Source organism: Catenulispora sp. EB89 (genome assembly GCF_041261445.1).
GTDB lineage: Bacteria > Actinomycetota > Actinomycetes > Streptomycetales > Catenulisporaceae > Catenulispora.
In genome coordinates, this window is record NZ_JBGCCU010000029.1 from 111793 (window position 1) to 131993 (window position 20201).

17 protein-coding genes are annotated in these 20201 nt (G+C 70.3%); 9 read left to right on the forward strand and 8 right to left on the reverse strand.

From position 1 onward, the window contains the following. Positions 1-16: 16 nt before the first annotated feature. The gene (locus tag ABH920_RS41555) at positions 17-604 is read right to left on the reverse strand and encodes a TetR/AcrR family transcriptional regulator (protein WP_370354854.1); all 588 of its coding nucleotides are present in this window, start codon (positions 602-604) and stop codon (positions 17-19) included. Between the two features lie 161 nt (positions 605-765). On the opposite strand from ABH920_RS41555, the gene ABH920_RS41560 reads away from it, so the two are divergent. Further along, the gene (locus ABH920_RS41560; RefSeq protein WP_370354816.1) at positions 766-1692 is read left to right on the forward strand and encodes an alpha/beta hydrolase family protein; all 927 of its coding nucleotides are present in this window, start codon (positions 766-768) and stop codon (positions 1690-1692) included. 29 nt (positions 1693-1721) lie between these two features. Next, a complete protein-coding gene (locus ABH920_RS41565) occupies positions 1722-2648 on the forward strand; it encodes an alpha/beta hydrolase family protein (RefSeq protein WP_370354817.1) in 927 nt (308 codons plus the stop codon). A 62-nt stretch (positions 2649-2710) separates the two neighbouring features. On the opposite strand, the gene ABH920_RS41570 is transcribed toward ABH920_RS41565, so the two are convergent. Then, positions 2711-3679 (reverse strand): DUF3060 domain-containing protein, encoded by a 969-nt coding sequence (locus ABH920_RS41570; RefSeq protein ID WP_370354818.1) that lies wholly within the window; start codon positions 3677-3679, stop codon positions 2711-2713. Positions 3680-3863: 184 nt separating this feature from the next. Between ABH920_RS41570 and ABH920_RS41575 the strand changes: the two genes are divergently transcribed. Together ABH920_RS41575 and ABH920_RS41580 are read left to right on the forward strand one after the other, a co-directional pair. Further along, positions 3864-5192: a sensor histidine kinase gene (locus ABH920_RS41575; RefSeq protein WP_370354819.1), complete on the forward strand. Its 1329-nt coding sequence runs from the start codon at positions 3864-3866 to the stop codon at positions 5190-5192. Continuing rightward, the gene (locus tag ABH920_RS41580) at positions 5180-5863 is read left to right on the forward strand and encodes a response regulator (RefSeq protein WP_370354820.1); all 684 of its coding nucleotides are present in this window, start codon (positions 5180-5182) and stop codon (positions 5861-5863) included. Before ABH920_RS41575 ends, ABH920_RS41580 begins: the two co-directional genes overlap by 13 nt. A gap of 83 nt (positions 5864-5946) precedes the next feature. On the opposite strand, the gene ABH920_RS41585 is transcribed toward ABH920_RS41580, so the two are convergent. From ABH920_RS41585 to ABH920_RS41605, 5 genes are all read right to left on the reverse strand, one after another. Further along, entirely contained in the window at positions 5947-7173 is a 1227-nt protein-coding gene (locus ABH920_RS41585) for a YncE family protein (protein ID WP_370354821.1), read from the reverse strand. A 114-nt stretch (positions 7174-7287) separates the two neighbouring features. Beyond that, the gene (locus tag ABH920_RS41590; RefSeq protein WP_370354822.1) at positions 7288-8583 is read right to left on the reverse strand and encodes a PHB depolymerase family esterase; all 1296 of its coding nucleotides are present in this window, start codon (positions 8581-8583) and stop codon (positions 7288-7290) included. A 115-nt stretch (positions 8584-8698) separates the two neighbouring features. Further along, a complete protein-coding gene (locus tag ABH920_RS41595) occupies positions 8699-9391 on the reverse strand; it encodes an alpha/beta fold hydrolase (protein ID WP_370354823.1) in 693 nt (230 codons plus the stop codon). Between the two features lie 25 nt (positions 9392-9416). Continuing rightward, a complete protein-coding gene (locus ABH920_RS41600) occupies positions 9417-10256 on the reverse strand; it encodes an SAM-dependent methyltransferase (protein WP_370354824.1) in 840 nt (279 codons plus the stop codon). A gap of 166 nt (positions 10257-10422) precedes the next feature. Further along, positions 10423-10851 carry a VOC family protein gene (locus ABH920_RS41605; RefSeq protein WP_370354825.1) on the reverse strand — a complete coding sequence of 143 codons (429 nt, stop codon included), beginning with the start codon at positions 10849-10851 and terminating at the stop codon, positions 10423-10425. A 63-nt stretch (positions 10852-10914) separates the two neighbouring features. Between ABH920_RS41605 and ABH920_RS41610 the strand changes: the two genes are divergently transcribed. Both ABH920_RS41610 and ABH920_RS41615 read left to right on the forward strand, forming a co-directional pair. Further along, a complete protein-coding gene (locus ABH920_RS41610; RefSeq protein WP_370354826.1) occupies positions 10915-12093 on the forward strand; it encodes a helix-turn-helix transcriptional regulator in 1179 nt (392 codons plus the stop codon). 26 nt (positions 12094-12119) lie between these two features. Beyond that, positions 12120-12509 carry a hypothetical protein gene (locus tag ABH920_RS41615; protein WP_370354827.1) on the forward strand — a complete coding sequence of 130 codons (390 nt, stop codon included), beginning with the start codon at positions 12120-12122 and terminating at the stop codon, positions 12507-12509. A 90-nt stretch (positions 12510-12599) separates the two neighbouring features. Here ABH920_RS41615 and ABH920_RS41620 read toward each other — a convergent pair whose 3' ends face one another. After that, positions 12600-15920 carry a discoidin domain-containing protein gene (locus tag ABH920_RS41620; RefSeq protein ID WP_370354828.1) on the reverse strand — a complete coding sequence of 1107 codons (3321 nt, stop codon included), beginning with the start codon at positions 15918-15920 and terminating at the stop codon, positions 12600-12602. A gap of 377 nt (positions 15921-16297) precedes the next feature. On the opposite strand from ABH920_RS41620, the gene ABH920_RS41625 reads away from it, so the two are divergent. The 3 genes from ABH920_RS41625 to ABH920_RS41635 all read left to right on the forward strand — a co-directional run bounded on the left by ABH920_RS41625 (position 16298) and on the right by ABH920_RS41635 (position 20158). Then, positions 16298-17785, forward strand: a complete 1488-nt coding sequence (locus ABH920_RS41625; protein ID WP_370354829.1) for an APC family permease — start codon at positions 16298-16300, stop codon at positions 17783-17785. A 55-nt stretch (positions 17786-17840) separates the two neighbouring features. Beyond that, on the forward strand, positions 17841-18578 hold the full coding sequence (locus ABH920_RS41630; protein WP_370354830.1) for a FadR/GntR family transcriptional regulator: 738 nt from the start codon (positions 17841-17843) through the stop codon (positions 18576-18578). A 197-nt stretch (positions 18579-18775) separates the two neighbouring features. Further along, positions 18776-20158 carry an MFS transporter gene (locus ABH920_RS41635; RefSeq protein WP_370354831.1) on the forward strand — a complete coding sequence of 461 codons (1383 nt, stop codon included), beginning with the start codon at positions 18776-18778 and terminating at the stop codon, positions 20156-20158. The last annotated feature ends 43 nt before the right edge of the window (positions 20159-20201 follow it).

Sequence of the window (20201 nt, forward strand, 5' to 3'; positions counted from 1 at the left end):
GGTTCTCGCGCTGGAGCTACACAGGCGTCCGCAAACCGTTCAGCAGCACCGAAATCAGCCGGCGCGGCTCGTAGCGCGGGTCGAGATCCCGCCCGACGCACAGGTTGCCGACCCCGCGCATCAGCTCGTAGGCACTGATGTCCGTGCGGATCTCGCCGGCGGCGACGGCGGCCTCGACCAGCGACGCGGCGACCGGTCCGAGGCGGTCGAGGAAGTAGGTGTGCAGCGCGGCGAAGGTGCCGGCGTCCGAGCGCAGGGCGTCGGCCAGGCCGTGCTTGGTGACCAGGAAGTCGGTGAACATGTCGATCCACCGGCGCAGCGCCTCGAAGGGGGAGTCGGCCTCGGCCAGCAGGGTCGGGCCGGCCGCCGCGCACTCCTCGATCTGGTGCCGGTAGACGGCGGTGATCAGGTCGGCGCGGGTCGGGAAGTGCCGGTAGAACGTGCCGACGCCCACGCCGGCCTTGGCCGCGATCTGCCGGATCGGGGCGTCCACGCCCGAGGCGACGAACACCTCCGCCGCCGCCGCGAGCAGCGTCTGTTCGTTGCGGGCGGCGTCGGAGCGCTTGCTGCGGGGTTCCGGCTGGGCCGGCGGCGCCGGAGTCACCGGCGTCACAGCGGGCTCAAGGGGCACAGCGGGCTCAGTGGGCACAGGGTTCCTTCCGACGCGCGTTGACAAAGCGGAACATGGTTCCGGATACTAACCGGAGAAGTGTTCCGTTTCAGCTTAGCCGAGCTGAGCGGTAGCGCGTAGAAGGGAGTCTTCTCATGAGTGCGTTCCCCGTCCTCTCCTACAGCGCGGTGGTGCTGCCCGTCCCCGGCCGCCCGGTCGATCTCGAACTCCGCGTCTCGGCGCCCGCCGTCGGAACCGGGCTGCCGGTGATCCTGCTGTCCCACGGACACGGCGGATCCAACAACCTGTCCTCGCTCAACGGCTACGGGCCGCTCGCCAACGCCTGGGCGGCGCAGGGCTTCGTGGTCATCCAACCCACGCATCTCAGTTCCAGGACCCTGAGCCACCGGGTCGCCGACCATCCCGACGGACCGTTGTTCTGGCGGTCGCGGGCTGAGGACATGACGCACATCCTCGACCGGCTCTCCGTCATCGAGCAGACCGTGCCCCAGCTGGCCGGGCGGCTCGACGCGGAGAAGGTCGCCGTCGCCGGGCACTCGCTCGGCGGCTTCACAGCCAGTTTGCTGTTGGGGGCTCAGGTCGATCCCGGCACCGGGGAAGTGGTGGATCTCGCCGAGCCGCGGATCAAGGCCGGCGTGCTGCTGGCCGCCCCGGGGCGTGGCGGCGACGCGCTGAACGGTCCGCGGGCGTCCATCGTGCCGATCTTCCGCTCGGTCGACTTCGCGACGATGACCACGCCGGCCCTGGTCGTCGCCGGGGACAAGGACGACTCGCGGCACTTCACGGATATCGGCCCGGAGTGGCACGTCGATCCGTACACGCTGGCACCCGGCCCCAAGACCCTGCTTACGCTCTTCGGCGCGGAGCACGGCCTCGGCGGCATCGCCGGTTACGACGCGGCGGAGACCACTGATGAGAACCCTGAGATGGTCGCGGCGGTCGTCCGGCTGACGGCGGGTTACCTGCGTTCGCAGCTGTTCCCCGGCGACGACGCGTGGCGGGTGGCGCAAGAGGCGCTGACCACCGGGCCGGACGCGTTCGGGCGCGTCGACAGTAAGTGATTCCCTAGAGATAAGGCTGCACCACAATCATGACGAATCTGGATTCTGCGATAGGCGCCGCGACCGCGATCGTATCGGTCAAGCCGGTCGTCCACGCCGCGCCGGAGCGCGGCGACGACCTGCAAGTGCGGGTGTCCGCGCCGGTGAGCGGCAACGCGCTGCCGGTCGTGGTCTTCTCGCACGGCTTCGGCGGCTCGTTGGACAAGTACGCACCGCTGGCGGACTTCTGGGCCGCGCACGGCTTCGTCGTCCTCCAACCGACGCACCTGGACTCCCGCACCCTCGCCGTCACCCCGGACGATCCGCGCTACCCGAACATCTGGCGCCTGCGCATCGCTGACGTGACCCGCGTCCTGGACGACTTCGACACGCTGGTCGCCGCTGTCCCCGGCCTGGCGGATCGCGTCGACGGCACGCGCATCGCGGTCGCCGGCCACTCCTGGGGCGCGCAGACGACGAGCACGCTGCTCGGCGCGGGCGTCCTCGACGCCTCGGGTACGCCGGGTGAGGACTTCGCCGACAAGCGCGTGACGGCCGGCGTCCTGCTGTCCCTTACCGGCACCGGCGAGAGCCTGTCCCCGTTCGCGGCGGAGAACTTCTCCTTCATGCGCCCGGACTTCAGCGGCCTGACCACGCCCGCGCTCATCGTCACCGGTGACAACGACCAGTCCCAGCTCTCCACGCGCGGCCCGGACTGGTTCACCGACGCGTACTTCATGAGCCCCGGCGCGCAGCACCTGCTCACACTGTTCGGCGGCGAGCACTCGCTCGGCGGCATCGTCGGCTACTCCTCGGCCGAGACCACCGACGAGAACCCCGAGCGCGTCGCGCTCATCCAGCGCGTGACGACCGCCTACCTGCGCACGGCGCTCGGCGTGGACGCGGGAAGCTTCGCGGCGGCGCGCACGGCCGCGGCTCAGGATGCTGACACGGTCGGGCGAATCGATTCGAAGTAGCGGTGAAATCGGTGGCGGGACCGGGTGTCACACCCGGTCCCGCCACCGTTGCCCGCGCGGAATCAGCTGTGGAGGACGGTGTTGCCGGATCCGGTGTTCGCGATGACCGGGCTGCCGCCGTAGGTGACGGTGTTGCCGCTTCCCGGGACGGCAATCGTCGCCGCGTTCTGGACCGTCACGGTGTTGCCGCCGGAGGCGACGGTGACGGTGCCGCAGGGGCCGTTCAAGATCACTGTCATGGCGCCACGGGAGGCGAGGGTGACCGACTGGCCGGCGGTGCAGGTGTAGGTGCCGTCGTGGTCGACCGACAGGGTGCCCGCCGAGTTCGAGCCGCCGGTGCCGCCGCCTGTCCCTCCGCTGGTGCCGCCGCCAGAGCCGTAGATGCTGACGCCCACCGCGTTGGAGTCGACCTGCAGGACGCCCTTCACCACGCCGTTGCCCGTGAACCAGATCTGGTCGCCCTGGGTGCTGTTGGTCAGCTGGTAGCCGGCCTTCGGCAGCGCGCCGGTGTAGTAGGCGAGCATGCCGGAGCCGTCCGGGACGCTGAACAGGACCGCGGTCGCACCGGCTGCGCTCGTGCTCAGGACGCCGGCCGCGCCGGCCGGCAGCGGGAAACCGGCTGGGAGTGCGGCCAGTGCGGTCGCGCCGGTCTTGGCGGCACTCGTGCCGGTGAGGCCGGGGAGGTTCGCCAGGTTGCCGAGATTGCCCAGGTCGGCCAGATTCCCCAGGCTCGACAGGTTGCCCAAGTTCGCCAGGTTCCCGAGGCCGCCGATGACGGTGCCGTCGCTGGACCCGCCGGTACTGTTCTGCTGGTTGCCGGCCGCAGTGCCGGACGGACTGCTCGCGTTGGCGCCGGTGTTGATGGTGCCGATCGAGGTGGTGCCGGGGGCGGCTCCGCCTCCCAGGGCCGAGGAGGCGGCAGCCACAGAGCCCTGCGGACCGGTCGGCGGACCGCCGTTGGTGCAGCCGGAGAGCACGAGCGCCGCGCCGGCCATGCCGAGTGCCGCGGTAGTGACGGTGCGCAGTTTCATCGCGGATCCTTCCCCCGAGCGGCCCGTCCCCGGACCGCCGTGTGTGGTGGCAGTGTTCTTCGTCCGGGACTCAGCGTCGCCGTGCTCAGGACGGCCGTCACGTCGGAAATACTGTTGTCCGCGCGGGTGCTGTCGGCAGAACTGCCGACACGCGGGCGTCGCACGGATCGGGCACGATGAGCGGGTGAGTGTGGAGATGCAGACGCGTGGCCGGTTCTGGCGCGCGCCGGCACCTGTGCCGCACTCGCCGCAGACCGTAGGCCACGCCGACGGCGGCGCGCTCCCGCTCACCGACCCCGGTCAGGCCCCGGCCCGCACCGAGGCCCTGATCGCTCGCGTCTGCGCCGTCCTGCGGCTGGCGCAGTTGGTGCCCTGGCCGGTGGCGATGGTGCTCGGCCCGAAGACCGGCATCCAGCACGTCTGGCTCGCGGCGGCTGCCTACGCCGCGCAGACCGGCTGGTCGCTCGCGTGGGCGGTGACCGTCCTGGTGCGGCGGCGGATCGTGCCGGGACTGATCGTCGTCGACACGGCGGTCGCCGCCGCTGCGCTCGTCGGCGCCGGACTGGCCTGCTACCCGCAGGACTCGACGTCGTGGGCGAACTCGGCGGTGGCGCCGGCGATGGGAGCCGCGGTCGCCGCCGCCGCGACGTCGCCGCCGTTGCGGTCGGCGCTGTGCGGGGTGCTGTTGGCGGCTGCGTACTTCGCCGGGGTATCGGAGGGGCTGAGCCAGTCGCAGACCGCTTGGGCGGCCGCGATCGGCAACGTCTGCTCGCTCATCGGTTTCGGCGTCATCGCCGGTCTGACCACGCACTACCTGATGCGGCAGGCGCGCAGCGCCGCGTCCGCGGCGGTCGAGCTGGCCGCCGCGCGGGCCCGGACCGCCGCCGAGGAGTCGCGCGAGCGCGAACGCGCCCGGCAGTACCGGATGCTGCACGACACTGTCCTGTCCACGCTCAGCGCCCTGGCCCGAGGCGGCCTGGACCCGTCTGATCCGCTGGTACGGCAACGGTGCGCGGCCGACGCGGACTATCTCCGGGGCCTGATCTCCAGCGGCGGCGTATCGGCGGGCAACCACCTCCAGGGCGAGCTCGCGGCGATCGGGCGCTCGCAGGCGCCGATCGGCCTGCGCGTCCACCTGCACTGCGCGGACATACCGCCCGACCTGCCGACCGACGTGGTCCGTGCGCTGTCCGACGCGACCCGCGAGGCGTTGAACAACGTGATCAAGCACTCCGGGGCCGACCAGGCGTGGGTGACCGCCCTCGGCTCCGAACCGATGACTCAGTACCCTGACTTCCATCCCGAAACCGGCCTCGGCGTCCGGGGCCGCGGCGCGCCCGGCGTCACGGTCACCATCGCCGACCGCGGCCACGGCTTCGACCCCGCCGCCACCGGCTTCGGCCTGGGACTGCGGGAATCCATCGGCGGCCGGATGACGGAGATCGGCGGCAGCATGCACATCGACAGCAGCCCCGGACAAGGCACCAGCGTGGAACTCTCATGGCCGGCCTGAACGCCCCGGTGATCACCGTCGCCGCGATCGACGACGACCGGATGCTGCTCACCGGCCTGCAGGCCTGGCTCGCCCCGGTCCCGGACATCACCCTGGCGCACACCGCGGGCACCGTCGCGGAGTACCTGGATCAGAATCCGGATACCGCGGCCGACGTCGTCCTGCTCGACCTCAACCTGCGCGACGGCACCAACCCGGCGGCGAACGTCGTCCGGCTCCTGGAAGCCGGCTCGGCGGTCCTGGTGGTCTCCACGATCCCGGACGCCGAGCACGTCCTGGCCACCGTCGAGGCCGGGGCCGCCGGCTACATCACCAAGGACAACGACCTCCCGGCGCTGCTGGACGCGATCCGCGAGGTGGCCGGCGGCGGCGTGGCGATCAGCCCGGAACTCGCCTTCGTGCTGTCCACGGACCGCCGCCCGAACCGGCCGCAGCTCTCGGCGCAGGAGAGCCTGGTCCTGCGCACCTACGCCTCCGGCGCGACCCTGCAGGCCACGGCACGCCGCGCCGGGATCGCTTACGGCACCGCGCGCGAATACCTGGAGCGGATCAAGCGCAAGTACACCGACGCCGGCCGTCCCACGCGCACCAAGATGGATCTCATCGAGCGCGCGCGGGAGGACCGGCTGGAGTTGCGGGGGCTGAACGGCGGCGGGTCCGGATCCTCCTGACATCCGCCGCCGGTTCCAGTCGCCGGCTGAGTGAGCGTGGGTTTCTCGCTCAGCCGGCGATCGCTTTCGACCCGCGGTCGTGCTCAGCCCGCCGCCGGATCCAGCGCGCTGACCGCCGCCGGCGCCATCTGCGAGATCCGCTCCCGCTGCGGGAACGTCCCGACCGGGACGCGCGCGACCTCGGTCGCGGTGGCGTAGTCGATCACCGACACCTGGCCGAGGTTGCTCAGCGAGACGAAGCAGTACTGGCCGTCGGCGCTGGTCTGGCCCCAGTAGGGGAGCGCGCCGGAGGGGTAGTTCACCATGCCGGCGGTGGTCAGGTCCGAGGTGGAGACGATCGCGGTGTAGTCGTCGATGGTGCCGACGTCGCAGAGCTTTGACCCGTCGCCGTTGAGCGCCAGGCCGTGGTGCGCCGAGTTCTTCGGGTAGTCGTCGGGCTTCAGCGTCGTCCCGCCGCTCGCGTACGGCATCTGGACCGTGTTCAGGATCTGCGAGGTGTTCAGGTCGTACTTCACGAAGCCGTTCAGGTACGACAGGTCGGCGTAGAACGTGTGGCCGTCGGGCGCGATCTCGTTCGGGCGGATGCCGTGCGGGAACGTCCAGGTCTTCACGACCTGCAGGGTGCTGGCGTCCACCTTGGTCAGCAGGAACGAGCCCTTGGCCCACTCCAGGGACTGCGGCAGCGAGGTGATGCCGATGCTGGAGTTGTAGATGTACTTGCCGTCGGGGCTGTAGTCGTTCTGGTGCGGGTAGGTGCCGGTGGCGAAGGTGCCCACGACGGTCCCGGTCGCGGTGTTGAAGACCTCCGCCTCCTGCGCGGTGGTCGCGGACACGACGTAGCGGGTGCCGTCGGGGGACAGCGCGGCGTGGTCGGCGTGGAAGCCGTCGAGCCGGGTGTGCCAGAGTTCCGCGTGCGTGGTCAGGTCGAACGCGGCGACGTCGTCCAGGTTGCCGCGCGAGACGTAGAGCGTGCGGCCGTCGGGGGAGACGGTGGCGTCGTCGACGTAGCGGTCGCCGCCCTCGACCGCGCGCACCGCCTCGTAGCCGGCCAGCCAGATCGGGTTGAGGTAGATCTCGAGCATGCGCTGCGACAGGTCCGGGATCACGTTGATCGAGCCGAGGTTGGCGAAGGTGTGGCCGTCGATCACGCTGACCGTGCCGGCCTGGCTGTTGCCGACCACGAGCACGTCGCGCAGGCCGGTGTCGGCGGACGCGCCCGGGGCGGCGGTCAGCGAGGTGGCCGTCAGACCGGCCGCGGTGAGACCGGCCGCGGCGAGGATTCTGGTCAGCCTCTGGAGTCTTCGTGGCATGATGTGCTCCCAAGATCGTACTGTGGGGTAATATCGGGGCCTTGAGAACATAGAGTCGTTGCGTGGAAGAGTCCATGGCGACGCCGGATCCCGCCGCGGCGTGGCAAAAAAGCGCTAACAGCCGCTGTCGGCGATGACGTAGTAGTTCGGGCCGGTCTCCTTCAGCGTGTGGGTCACGAACACGTTCCACAGGCCCATGTTCTGGTTGGAGCCGTCGGCGTAGGTGTAGCCGCCGGATTGGTAGGCGCGGCCTGCGACGGTCTGCGCGTAGTTGGTCGCGGTGAAGCAGGCAGCCGAGGACGAGGACGACGATGTCGGTGGCGTGGAAGGCGTAGTAGACGGTGTGGTCGGCGGTGTTGTCGAGGGTGTCGAGGTCGGCGGCGTCCCCGAGTTCAGCCCCCAGAACGTCGCCGTGTAGTACGTCGAGCAGATGTAGCTCAGGAAGTACGCGCCGGTGGACCCGCACTGCGCGGTCCCGGAACCCGGATCCACCGCCAGCCCGTGCCCCATCCCGCTGATCGAGTACATCTCGACGGCCGGTTTCCCGCTGCCGTCGTTGTACACCGACTCCGTGGTCCCGCCGCTCAGGGTCTGCGTGCTCGACGCGGTCTGGCTGATGCCCCACGCATTGGTCCACTGGTCGCGCAGCTCGGTGGCGTTGACCGGATAGACGGTGTAGTCCGCGGATCCCTGCCAGATCGCGACGCGCGGCCACGGCCCGGTGTATCCGGGGTCTGAGTTGCGCACCTTGTCGCCCCACTGCGCGGGCGTGAGGTTCTGGTTATTCATCTGGCACGACGAAGCGGCGGACTGCGTCGTCGCGCACTGCGCCGGCAGCCCGGAGTCGATCGCCCCGCCGGCGAAGACGTCCGGATAGTCGGCGAGCAGGTCGGCGGTGAGCCCGGCGCCGGCGGACAGCCCGGTGACGTACACCCGGTGCGGATCCGAGCCGTAGTGGCTCTCGGCGTACGACACCATCGCCGCGACGGACGCGGCCTCGCCGTTGCCGCGCGTGTCCTTCGTGGAGTCGAACCAGCTGAAGCAGGACAGGGAGTTGTTCGCGCTGGAGGTCTGCGGGAACACCACCGTGAAGCCCCACTGGTCGGCGAACTGCGACCAGCCGGAGTGGTCGTAGTAGTCGGTGGCGGTCTGGGTGCAGCCGTGCAGGGCCACGACCAGCGGCGCGCCCTGCGGCAGTGCTTGCGGGACGTAGCTGTACATCGCCAGGTTCCCCGGGTTCGACCCGAAGTTCGTAACCTGATTCAGGGACGAGGCGGCGTGCGCGGGCGAGGCGCCGGAAGGGGAGAGGGTCAGGGCCGAGGCGGCCAGGGTCAGGAGTGCGGCCGCGAGTGCTGCCAGGGCGCCGCGGCGTCGGCCGGTCGTCGGGGTGGTGCGGGATGTGCGGGGCATTACGAAACCTCCCGTTCACCGTTGGGTGAGCGGACCGTACTGCCGCTGATGGCTGCGTACGATGTCTGCATGCCCCACATTCACCGGGCGTGCAGTGGGGCCATCGAATGCTGAGTCAGAGGGCCGCGTCGAGGAGGATCCGCGCCAGCTCGCGCGGCTTGGAGAACATCGGCCAGTGTCCGGTGTCCAGCTCGACCAGCCGCCAGTTCCCGCGGGCGATCAGCTCGGCCAGGTCCTCGTCGAGCTCTTCGTCGGGGAAGCATTTGACGTAGGTCGCCGGGAGTTCGTCGACCGGCCGCGCCAGTACGGCCGGCTCGGTCAGCGTGGCGCCCGGGTGCGGCGTCGCGCCGGCCAGGATCCGGGCGATCTGCTCCTCGGTGAGGTCGTGTTCCTCGAAGTGCGCGGCCGACATGACCGGCCAGAAGCCGGCGTTCTCGGCGAGCGTCGCCTTCAGCGCCGTGCCGCCGTCCGCCATGATCGCGGCGAACGGCTCGCCGTCGGCCGGGACCGCGGAGTCGACGAAGACCACGCGGGCCAGCCGGTCGCCGATCCGTTCCGCGGCCTGGCCGGCCGGGATGCCGGAGTAGCTGTGGCCGACCAGGACCACGTCGTGCAGGTCCTCGTTCTCGACCAGGTCGACGATGTCCTGGACGTGGGTCTGCTGCCCGGCCGGGACGTCCTGCTTCTCCGCCAGGCCCGACAAGGTCAGCGGGTGCACGCCGTGACCGGCCGCGCGCAGGGCGGGCACGACGTCGTCCCAGGCCCACGCTCCGAGCCGGGCACCTGCCACCAGAACGAAATCCGCCATGGCTGAACGGTATCGGAGCCGGCGCTCAGGCGCGTTTGCGGCCGACCGCCGCGTAGGTGATCTCCTGGCGGTCCTCGGGCACCGGGCCGTCCGGACGCCACTCGGCCAGCAGCACCAGGCCCGGCTCCACCAGTTCCACGCCCCGGAGCAGCGCCATGACCTCGTCCGAGGTCCGCACCCGGCACGGCATCGACGAGGCCTGATACGCGGCCTGCACGGCGTCCCCGATCTCCGGGGCGAAGTCCGGGGTGCCGTGGCTGATCGCCAGGTAGCTGCCCTCGGGCGCGGCGTCGAGCAGGGTGCTGATGAGCTCGGCCGGGTTCTCGTTGTCCGGCATGAAGTGCAGGATGCCGATCAGCAGGATCGCCACCGGCCGGGTGAAGTCGATGACGTCGGCCAGCGTCGGGTCGGCGAGCAGCTTGCCGGGCTCGCGGGCGTCGGCGTGGATGAAGACCGTACGGCCGTGATCCTGGTCGGCCATCAGAACCCTGGCATGCGCCAGAACGATCGGGTCGTTGTCTATGTAGGCGACCCGCGAGTCCGGCGCCACCTTCTGCGCGACTTCATGGGTGTTCTCCTGCGTCGGCAGCCCGGTCCCGATGTCGATGAACTGCCGAATCCCGGACTCGGCGAGGAAGCGCACCGCGCGCCGCAGGTACTCGCGCTGCTCACGACAGGTGTCGCGCATGCCCGGGTTCCCCTTGAGGATCCGCGCCGCGGCCTCCCGGTCCGCCGGGAAGTTGTCCTTGCCGCCGAGGAAGAAGTCGTATACCCGAGCGATGTGCGCCACGGAGGTGTCGATGGTGGTCGGCAGCCAGTGCCCGACCCCCTCGACGCCGTCCTGACGCCGGCCGTTCTCAGACATGCGAACCTCCACCCTCGGCGGCCGGCCCCGTACGCGGCGGCCCGTTGGAGAGTCAGGATACTGTGCGCTGAATCACGTCGCCGGAGGCGGTGCCCACGGCTCGGCGACCTCGGCGGCGAGCTGGTCGACGCTTGCCGCTCGGGTCGCCGGCCACGGAGAAGTCAGATCACTCTGTGGGAGCGGCACCGGCCGCGACGTCGACCACCCACGTGACGCCGAAGCGGTCGGTGAGCATCCCGTACGCCGGGGCCCACGGCGAGGGCTCCAGCTTCTGCAGGACGGTGGCGCCGTCGGCCAGCTTCTCCCAGATCGGCGTCACGTCTTCGACGGTCTCGCCGCGGACCGACTCGAAGAACGGGGCGATGCCCTTGTCGTAGGGCCGGTCGGCCGGGACGTCGAAGGCCATGATCGCGAAGCCGCTGGGGGCCGTGACCTGGCCCCACATGATCAGTTCTTCCTCCTCGGGGCTCTTTGCGGCGTGCATGGCGCCGTAGGTGATGACGGTCAGTTCGCCGTCGAAGACGTCGCGGTAGAACTCCAGCGCTGCTCGGGCGTCGCCGCGGAAGTTGATGTGGGTCGTTGATTTGATGCTCATGGCGGCAACTCTGACAGCGGTAGCGGCCAGGTTGTGTCCTCTACTCGCGGCATGATGGAAGGCATGCCGAAGACTTCCGGACGATTGTTGTCCTTGTTGTCCCTGTTGCAGGCGCGCCGGGATTGGCCGGGCGCGGACCTCGCCGCGCGTCTGGAGGTGAGTCCGCGGACGGTGCGGCGGGACGTCGACCGGCTGCGGGAGCTCGGGTACCCGATCGCGACGGTGAAGGGGCCCGACGGCGGCTACCGCCTGAGCGCCGGCTCCGAGCTGCCGCCGCTGCTGTTCGACGACGACCAGGCGGTGGCGCTGGCCGCGGCGTTGCAGACCGCGGTGGTCAACGGCGGAGGCATGGAGGAGGCCGCGATGCGTGCGTTGCATACGGTGCGGCAGGTGATGCCTTCGCGGCTGCGGCGCCGCGTCGACATGTTCCAGGTGACGGCGATCGGCACGGCGTCGGGTGCCGTCGGCCTCGATGTGCTCACGACGCTCAGCGCCGCCGTCCACGCTCGCGAGGTGCTGCGCTTCGACTACGCCGACGCCCTGCGCAAAGCCGAGCCGCACCACGTCGTGACGCGCGGTGGCCGCTGGTACCTCGTGGCCTGGGACCTCGACCGCGACGACTGGCGCGTCTTCCGCGCCGACCGCATCAGCCCCCGCACCCCGAACGGCCCGCGCTTCACCCCGCGCGAGGTGCCCGGCGGCGACGTGGCCGCGTTCGTCACCAGCCGCTTCCAGGGCAACGACGGCGTCGGCGGCACCGGCAGCTCCGGCAGCTCCGGCAGCACTGGCGGCACCCGCGGCACCGGCGGCACCGGCGGCACTGGCAGCTCCGGCAGCACTGGCGGCACCGGCGGCACCGGCGGCACCGGCGGCACTGGCAGCTCCGGCGGCGCTGGCAGCTCCGGCAGCTCCGGCGGCACTGGCGGCTCCGGCAGCTTCGGCGGCACCGGCGGCTCCGGCGGCAGCGGCGGCGCCAGCAGAACCGACATCGCCAGCGGCTGGCCCTGCCGTGGCGAGGTGATCCTGCACGCGCCGATCGCCGACGTGGCGCCGTTCGCGCACGACGCGCTCGTCGAGGAGCTGGGTCCGGAACGCTGCCGGCTCGTGCTGGGATCGTGGTCGTGGCCCGCGCTGGCCGCGGCGATCGGTGCGTTCGACGCCGATGTCGAGGTCGTCGGGCCGCCGGAGTTAAGAGATGCGTTCGCGTTGCTGGCACGTCGATACGCTGCGGCTTATGACTAGCTCGCGGAGGATTGAGGAGGCTGAACGTGGATCACAACCGCGAGCTGTCAACTGCGATCGAAGCTGCGCTGCGTGGCTTCGCCACGGATATCCCGCGGCAAGAGGGGCGCGGCAGTTGGCGGTTGGACGTCCGCGAAAGGGCGGCGCTTCCGACAGCGATGACGCTGTCGTTCTTCGCCAGGCGGCGCGGGGAAATGGACGAGGTGCTCGTCGTGGCGTTCGACTGCTGGAGGCGGGAGGACGGAGGATTGCAGCTGAGCGCCGATCTCACCAATGAGCGCGGAGTCATCCTCGCCGAGGGCCCAGAACTGGGTGTCGATCAACCGGACAGTCCGGGCTTCGCAGCCTTTGTCGAGGATTTCAAAAAGTTCCTCGCCTCGATCCGAGAGCAGGTCGTGGAGGAACTTCAGCGGTGATCACTCGGCCCGGAAAGCAGCGAGGCCCGGTCGGCGAACCGCCGACCGGGCCCCACTAGCGTCAACATTCAGAAAAGCGCAGCTGTCGATCTACTGTGAGAACACCTCCAATTCCGAGAGCTGACCGGCCGGCCAGCCGGTGTTCGCGGTGAACGTCAGCTTCACGTACCGCACGTTCGCGGCCGTGAACGTGGCGGTCGCCGTGTTCCCCGTGCTGGGGTCGAAGGTGTAGCCCGCCGACGGCGCGAGCGTCGTGTAGTTCGTCCCGTCAGTGCTGCCCTGGATCTGGATCGTCTGCGTGCGGGTGCCCCACGACGAGGACGGCGGGAGGTCCAGCACGATGCGGCTGACGCTGTGCGAGGCGCCGAGGTCCACCTGGATCCACTGCGGGAAGGCGTTGTCCGTGCTCTCCCAGTAGGAACTGGTGTTGCCGTCGACCGCGTTGGAGGACACGTAGTTCTGCGTGGTGCCGCTTGCTGTCGTCGGCTGGTTCAGCGCCAGGTTGGTGTTGCCGCTGGTGGTGCCGGTGCCCGACAGCGCCACCGTCAGGGGGCTGCTGGGGGCGTTGCTGGCGACCGACAGGGTGCCGTTCGCCGCTCCGGACGCGGTCGGGGTGAAGGTCACCTGGACCGCGCAGGAGGCGCCGGCGGCCAGGGCGCTGCCGCAGTTGTTGGTCTGGGCGAACGGCCCGGTGGCGCCGACCGAGGAGATGGCCGCCGCGACGCTGCCCGGGTTGGTCACCGTCACGGTCTGCGCGCCGCTGGTGGAACCGACCGCCTGGTTGCCGAAGGACACGCTCGACGGGCTCGCCGTCAGGGCGCTGGGATTGCCGGTCGAGGAGCCGCCGGGGAAGATCTGGAACTCGGACAGCTGCGCCGCGCTCCAGCCGGTGTTGGCGGTGAAGCTCAGCCGCACGTACCGGGCGCTCGTTCCGGACGGCAGCGCGATGGTGACCGTGTTGCCGGACGAGGGGTTGAACGTGTACCCGGCCGAGCCGACGATCTGGCTGAAGGTCGTCCCGTCGGTGCTGCCCAGCACGGACAGTGTCTCGGTGCGGGTGTTCCACGCCGAGGACGGCGGCAGGTTCAACGTCGTCGAGCCGATCGACTGCGTCGAGCCCAGATCCACCGTGATGGTCTGCGGGTAGCCCGAGCCGTCCTGGCTCTCCCAGTAGCTGCCGGTGTTGCCGTCGGTCGCGTTGGACGCCACGAACGTGCCCTGCGTGCTGCTCGCGGTGGCCGGCTGCCCCAGCGCCAGGTTGGTCGAGGACGTGATGCCGCGCCCGGACAGCGCGACGCTCAGCGGCCCGCCGGGGGCGCTGGTCGCCACGGTGAGCGTGCCGGTGGCGTTGCCGCCGGCGGTCGGCTTGAACGTCACCTGCGCGGTGCAGGAGGCGCCGGCGGCCAGGGAGCTGCCGCAGTTGTTGGTCTGCGTGAACGGCCCGGTGGCGCTGATCCCGGACAGCGCCGCGGCGCTGGTGCCGGGGTTGTTGACGGTCACCGACTGCGGCGCGCTGGTCGAGCCGGAGTTCACGTCGCCGAAGTTCAGGCTGCTCGGCGTGGCGTGCAGGGCGCCGGGCTGCACCGGGTCCGGGAACGTGGTGAGCACCGGGGTGGTGCTCCAGCCGGAGTTCCCGCTGCCGAGGTTGAAGGTGTACGCGCCGGCCACGTTGCCCGGGTAGCTGTTGTTGTACGTGCCCGAGACGCCGATCCCGCTCGCGGTCACGCCGCTCACGCTCGCCGCGCCGCCGGTCTCGGCCTCGAACACGGTGGTGCCGGTGTTCTGCACGTTCACGTTGCTGATGTTCACGCCGTTGGCGAGGTGGCCGGTGCCGTCGCCGCCGACGATCTCGAAGGCCTCATAGGGGCTGTCGAGGATCGCGCCGCCGCTGTAGTTGATCGTGACGTTGCTGAAGTCCGAGTTGTACGGGTCGAACTGGACGGCGCCCATCACGTGGCTCCAGTTCGGGTTGTAGGCGCCGGCCCGGATCAGGTAGTTGCCGGAGACGGTGATGGTCCCGGACAGCGGGGAGAACGGCTGGAGGAACGCCTCGTTGGAGATGGCCAGGCCGCTGCCCAACGCGTTGTCGTCGGCGATCACGTTGTTGGAGATGGTGTTGTTCGACCCGCCGTAGTCGGCGATGCCGTTGGCCAGCGTGGGCGCCACGATCGTGTTGTTCGCGAAGGTGATGCCGGAGTCGGCGGTCGGATAGGACCAGATCGCCAGCCCGTCGTCGCCGGTACCGCGCAGGAAGTTGTTCTTCACGGTGTTGTTCGTGGCGTTGCCGTTGAAGTTCAGGCCGTCGGCGTCGGTGGACTCCACCACGCTGTTCTCGACCGTGCCGTTGCTGTTGCCGTACTGCAGCCAGAACCCGACGTTGGTGTCCTGGATCCACAGCCCGTCCACGGTGAAGCCGCTGCCCAGCGAGCCGTCGATGCCGTTCGCCGAGCTGTCGTCATGGCGTCCGACGGTGTTGCCGAGGATCGCGAAGCCGCTGAGGTTCACCGGCCCGGAGACCGACGAGCTGTTGTGGATGAACATGTTCGTTTTGATCTGCGAGTACCAGTTGCCGGCCCCGATGATCGTCGCCTTCTGCGTCTGGATCGCGTTGTTCACCAGGTAGGTGCCCGGCGGGATCCACACCGAGGTGTTCGCGTTGTTCGCGGCGGTGATCGCGGTGTTGAAGGCGTTGCTGGAGTCGGCGGCGCCGGTGGGGTCGGCGCCCTCGCTGGTCACGGAGATCGAGCCGGACGGCTGGCTCGCCGCCGCCGGGACGTTCCAGAAGTCCGCGACGTCGATCGTGTACGGCACCGCGGTGTCGGTCGAGTCGACCTGCAGCTTCACGACCGTGCCCTGCGGCAGGGTCTGACCGAACATCATCCGCGCGTCGTCGAAGAACTTGTGCGTCTTGCTGCCGGTGATGCCGCCGGTGCTGATGTAGCTGTACGCCGAGGTGAGCGCGAGCTCCTTGCTCTGCTTGGTGCCGTTGACGTACACCGACAGCGAGCCGGACGCGCCCTGGTTGAGGTTGTAGTGCACGTCGACGGCGTTCGCGGCGCTGCTCAGCGTGAACTGCACGTACTGGCCGGACCCGGTCAGCTGCACGGCCTCGCGCCCGGAGGCCTCGCTGGCGACGGTGCCCTGGGTGAAGTCGGGGCCGAGCAGGGTGCCGGTGTTGGTCGAGGCCTCGGCCTCGTACTCGGTGAACGGCAGGTTCACGCCGGTGCCGCTGGGCACGTTGAACGGCGACCGGGCCCAGTACGGCGGCGTGCCGGGGCCGTTCATCGCGTGCGCGGGCGCGGCGCCGACCAGCAGGGTCATGCCGGCGACGGCGCTCGCCGCGGCCGTGGCCAGCGCGGTCAGCCGTCTGCGCAGGGGTGGGGCGGAGATGCGGTGTCCGATGACACTCATGCGTCCTCCAGGGCGATTGGTGGATGTGCCTTGTGGGGTGGATCGCACGGCACATCGTTGCAAGGGCGACAGGTGATTGCAAGACTCTGACAGGTCTACGAAATATCACGTTCATTCAACGGAACTCGTGGATCACCGAGTGGAAACGCTGGCCTGCGGGGAAATCGGCGGCCGGAGGCGGGGGTGACGGCGGCCGTTGTGTTGGACTCGGCGATGAAACAAGGCCCGAGCGCGATCCGGGACCTCTCGGCTGCGGCTACTTGCCGAACTGCTCGCCACGAACTATTTTCGCGGCCACCACTGACCGCCACCGACGACCACCCACCACCGACCACCGACCACCACCGACGACCCCCTCAGCCGGCGAGGAGCCGCGCATGTCCGTAGTCTCGCCGCCGCCTCCCGTCCGGGCCCGGCTGGAGCAGCAGCGCCTGCGCGGCGGCGCCCTGGGGCTGCTGGACATCGCCGGGTCGACGATGGCCAACATCGGGCCGGCGATGAGCTTCTACTTCAGCTTCGGGTTCCTGGCCACCGCCTCCGGCGTCGCCTCGCCGCTGACGATCATCGCGGCCGGCGTCGCCGTCGCGCTGCTGGGGAACACGCTCGCGCAGTTCTCCCGTGCGCATCCCTCCGCGGGCAGCTTCATCACCTTCGTCGGGACCACGTTCGGCGGTGCGAGCGCCGTCGCGACCGCGCTGCTGGCCGCGCTCGGCTACATCATCGGGATCTCCGCGGTGATCGCGGTGTCCGGCGGGTTCCTGGCCACCACGCTGGAGTTCTACGCCGGGTGGAGTCCGCCGTGGGTGGTGTGGACGCTGGTGCTGACCGCGGCCTCGGCGGCGTTGATCGTGCGCGGGATCGTGCTGTCGACGAAGGTCGCCGGGTTCTTCTTCGCCGTCGAGCTGGTGATGCTGCTGGTGGTGTCGGTCGCGGCGATCGTCAAGCACGGCGGCCACCTGTCGGCGGCGCCGTTCCTGCCCAGCCGCATCAAGGGCGGGATGTCGGGGCTGGCCGAGGGCTTCCCGCTGGCGGTGTACCTGTTCATCGGGTGGGAGAACTCTGCGGCACTGGCCGAGGAGAGCGAGAACCCGCGGCGGGACGTGGGGCGTGCGGTGTTCTCCTCGGTCGCGGTGATGTCGCTGAGCTACGTGCTGTTCGCGTACGCGACGGTCACCGGGTTCGGATACGACGTGCACAAGGTCGGCGCGGCGGACGTGCCGTTCCTCGTGGTGGCGCGCGGGACGCTGGGGGTTCTGGCGTTCCTGGCGTACCTCGCCGGGCTCACCTCGACGGTCGGCTCGCTCATCGCCGGCGCCAACTCGCAGACCCGGCTGCTGTTCAACGCCGGGCGGGAGCGGCTGTTCCCGGCGTTCCTGGGGTACGTGCACCCGACGCGGCGCACGCCGACGAACGCCATCCTCACCTTCATCGCCGCCGCGCTGGTCATCATCGGCGGCTGGGGCCTGGGGCACCTGATCGGAGGCGGCGGGGGAACCGGGCCCGGGCACCGGGGACCGATGGACGCCACCGTGTTCTTCGCCGAGGCCTCGTCGATGGGGTCGATCCTGATCCTGCTGGTCTACCTGGCGGCGAACGTCGCGCTGCCGTTCTACTACCGCAGATACCGGCCCACGGAGTTCCGGGTGGTGCGGCACGTCGTGCTGCCGGCGCTCGGTGCGGCGGTGATCGTCGTGCCGCTGTACTTCCTGGTGAAGCCGGGGCAGCCCGCGCCGTACAGTTGGTTCCCGTATGTCTCGCTCGCCCTGCTGGTCGCCTCGGTGGCGTACGCGCTCGTGCTGACGCGGCGCGACCCGGCGCTCGGCGAGCGGGTCGGGGCGGTCGTCGCCGACGGTTATGAGGAATGAGTGAGCGTATCGACCTGCGCGGCTACCGCTCGCCCCGCGATTTAGAGTGTCTAGCGTGGCGAACTCCGCGGGCAAGTTCGGGCCCTACCCGGCGCCGGCCTCGGCCGCGCCGGCCCGCGGCGCGAACACCGCCCGGCTCCCGGTCCGGCAGCAGACCGGCGCCGAGCTGATCCGCTCCCGGATAGCACTGCGGGTGCGCCTCGGGGTGCTCGCGCCCGGCGAGCGGCTGCCGGACACCGGCGTCATCGCCGACGAGCTCGGCATGAGCGAGATGACGGTGCGGCGCGCGCTGGAGACGATGTGCCAGGACGGGCTGCTGGACCGGCGGCGCGGGCGCGTCGGCGGCACGTTCGTCGCGCCGAACTGGGAGGAGATCGCCGCGGCGTTCCGCGACGAGGAGCAGGCGGCGTCGCTGGAGGACTTCCATCTGCTGCTGGAGTGCGGGCTGGTCGCGCGGTCCGCGGACGAGCTGCCGCCGGACTGGGACTCCGGGCTGTTGGCTGTGGTCGACGAGATGAACGCCGCCGACGACCATGCCGAGTTGCTGCGGTTGGAGACGTGCTTCCATCTCGGGTTGGCCGAGGCGCTGGGGAACGGGATGGCCGGCGAGGAGGTCGCGGATCTGCTGGGGCGGCTGTGTCTGCTGGCAGCGGTGCCGGCGGCGGGGCTGTTGCAGGAGCGGAACAAGCATCATGCTGATTTGCTCGCCGCTCTGGAGCTGGGGCGGTTGGATGCCGCGGTCGGTGCGGTGAAGGCGCATCAGGTGGGATGGGGCGTGGGAGTCAGGGCTTAGCGGGGTTGGGGCTGCGGCGGTCTTACGTCTGAAGGGCTAGGGCCAAAGCCGGATACCGCTTGGTGTGGCGGGCTGCGAGTGTGGTGTCACGTCGTTGACGATCATCGGCCGGCTGTCGCTTCCGGTCGTCGCACTCGCCTGGTTGAGGATTGATGAGCACTGAGGTCGCCGCTCCCCCCGCTCCCCCCGATGCCCCTGTGCGTTCCGCCGGTTCGTGGCGCGAGCTGTTCCTGGGCGGCACCGGCATGCTGGTGGTCGGGCTGCTCATGCTCGAGTTCGCGACGGCGATGCAGTACTTCGCGGTGGCGGTGGTGATGCCCTTGGTGGCGCACGATCTGAACGCCGAGCGTTCCTACGGCTGGCTGCTCGGCTCGTACGGCATGGCGATGATCGCCGCCGCACCGCTGACACCCGGGATCACGGCGCGGCTGGGGCGGATGCGGGCGGCCGGGGCGGCGTCGGTGGTGTTCGTGGCCGGCGGGGCGCTGGCGGCGGTGTCCGGGTCGGCTGTGCTCTTCGTCGTCGCGCGCCTGTTGCAGGGTCTCGGGTCCGGGGTGCTGACCACGTTCGGGGTGAGCGCCGTCGCGCATTCCATCCCGGAGCGGCTGCGCAAGCGCGTCTACTCGCTGATCTCGGCGATGTGGCTGCTGCCGGCGTTTCTCGGGCCGGTGTACGCCTCGACCGTGTCGGACCTGCTGGGGTGGCGGTGGGCGCTGACGCTGATCCTGCCGCTGGTGGTGGTCGGGCGGGCGCTGGTGGTGCGGCGTGCGGGGGCGATGGGACAGGCGGAGGTGCGCGATGTGCGGACGCCGCCGTTCATGCGGGTGCTGATGCTGGTCGGCGGATGCGTGCTGCTGCTCGGCGGCACCAGCGTGAAGAGCGCCGCCGGGCAGGTCGTGGCGCTCGGCGGGCTGATTCTGGTCGCGGTGGCGGCCCGGAAGCTGCTGCCGGAGGGGGAGCGCGGTCCTCGCTTGGCCGTTCTCGCGATGCTGACGCTGTCGTCGGGCTACGCGGGCCTGGACGCCATGGCGACGGTCATCGCGCGACGAGGATTCGGGGCGTCGATCGGACAGGCGTCGGCGGTGCTCACCTTCGACGCGGTCGCCTGGTCGACGGTGGCCTTCCTGCAGCCGAAGTTCCACGAGCGCTGGCACCTGAGCACCGGCTCGGCCGGAGTGGTCGGCGCGCTCCTGGTCGCCGTCCCGGTGGCCGGCCTGCCGGTGATGCTGGCCGCGCACCTGTCGTCGGGCACCGCGATGCCGCTGATGTGGGTCGCGTTCCTGGTGTCCGGCTCGGGCATGGGCTTCATCTACACGAACCTGCCGGTGACGGCGGTGAGCGTGCGGGACACCTCGACCACGGACGCGTTCGCGGCCGGCCTGGTGCTCGCCGAGTCGATGGGGGCGAGCCTGGGGTCGATGATCGGCGGCGGTCTTTACGCCTACGGGCTCCAGCAGGGGCTGACGGCGTGGCATGCGCTGGCTGTGGCCGTGGCTGCGCTGAGTTTGTCGTTGTTCGCGACGGTTTTCATCGCTGTTGCGATTCGTCGGCATTTAGCCGGCCCACGCCCCGCCGGATAATTGCTCACGGCGACCCATTACCCCTTGTTTATCTGTTCCCTGT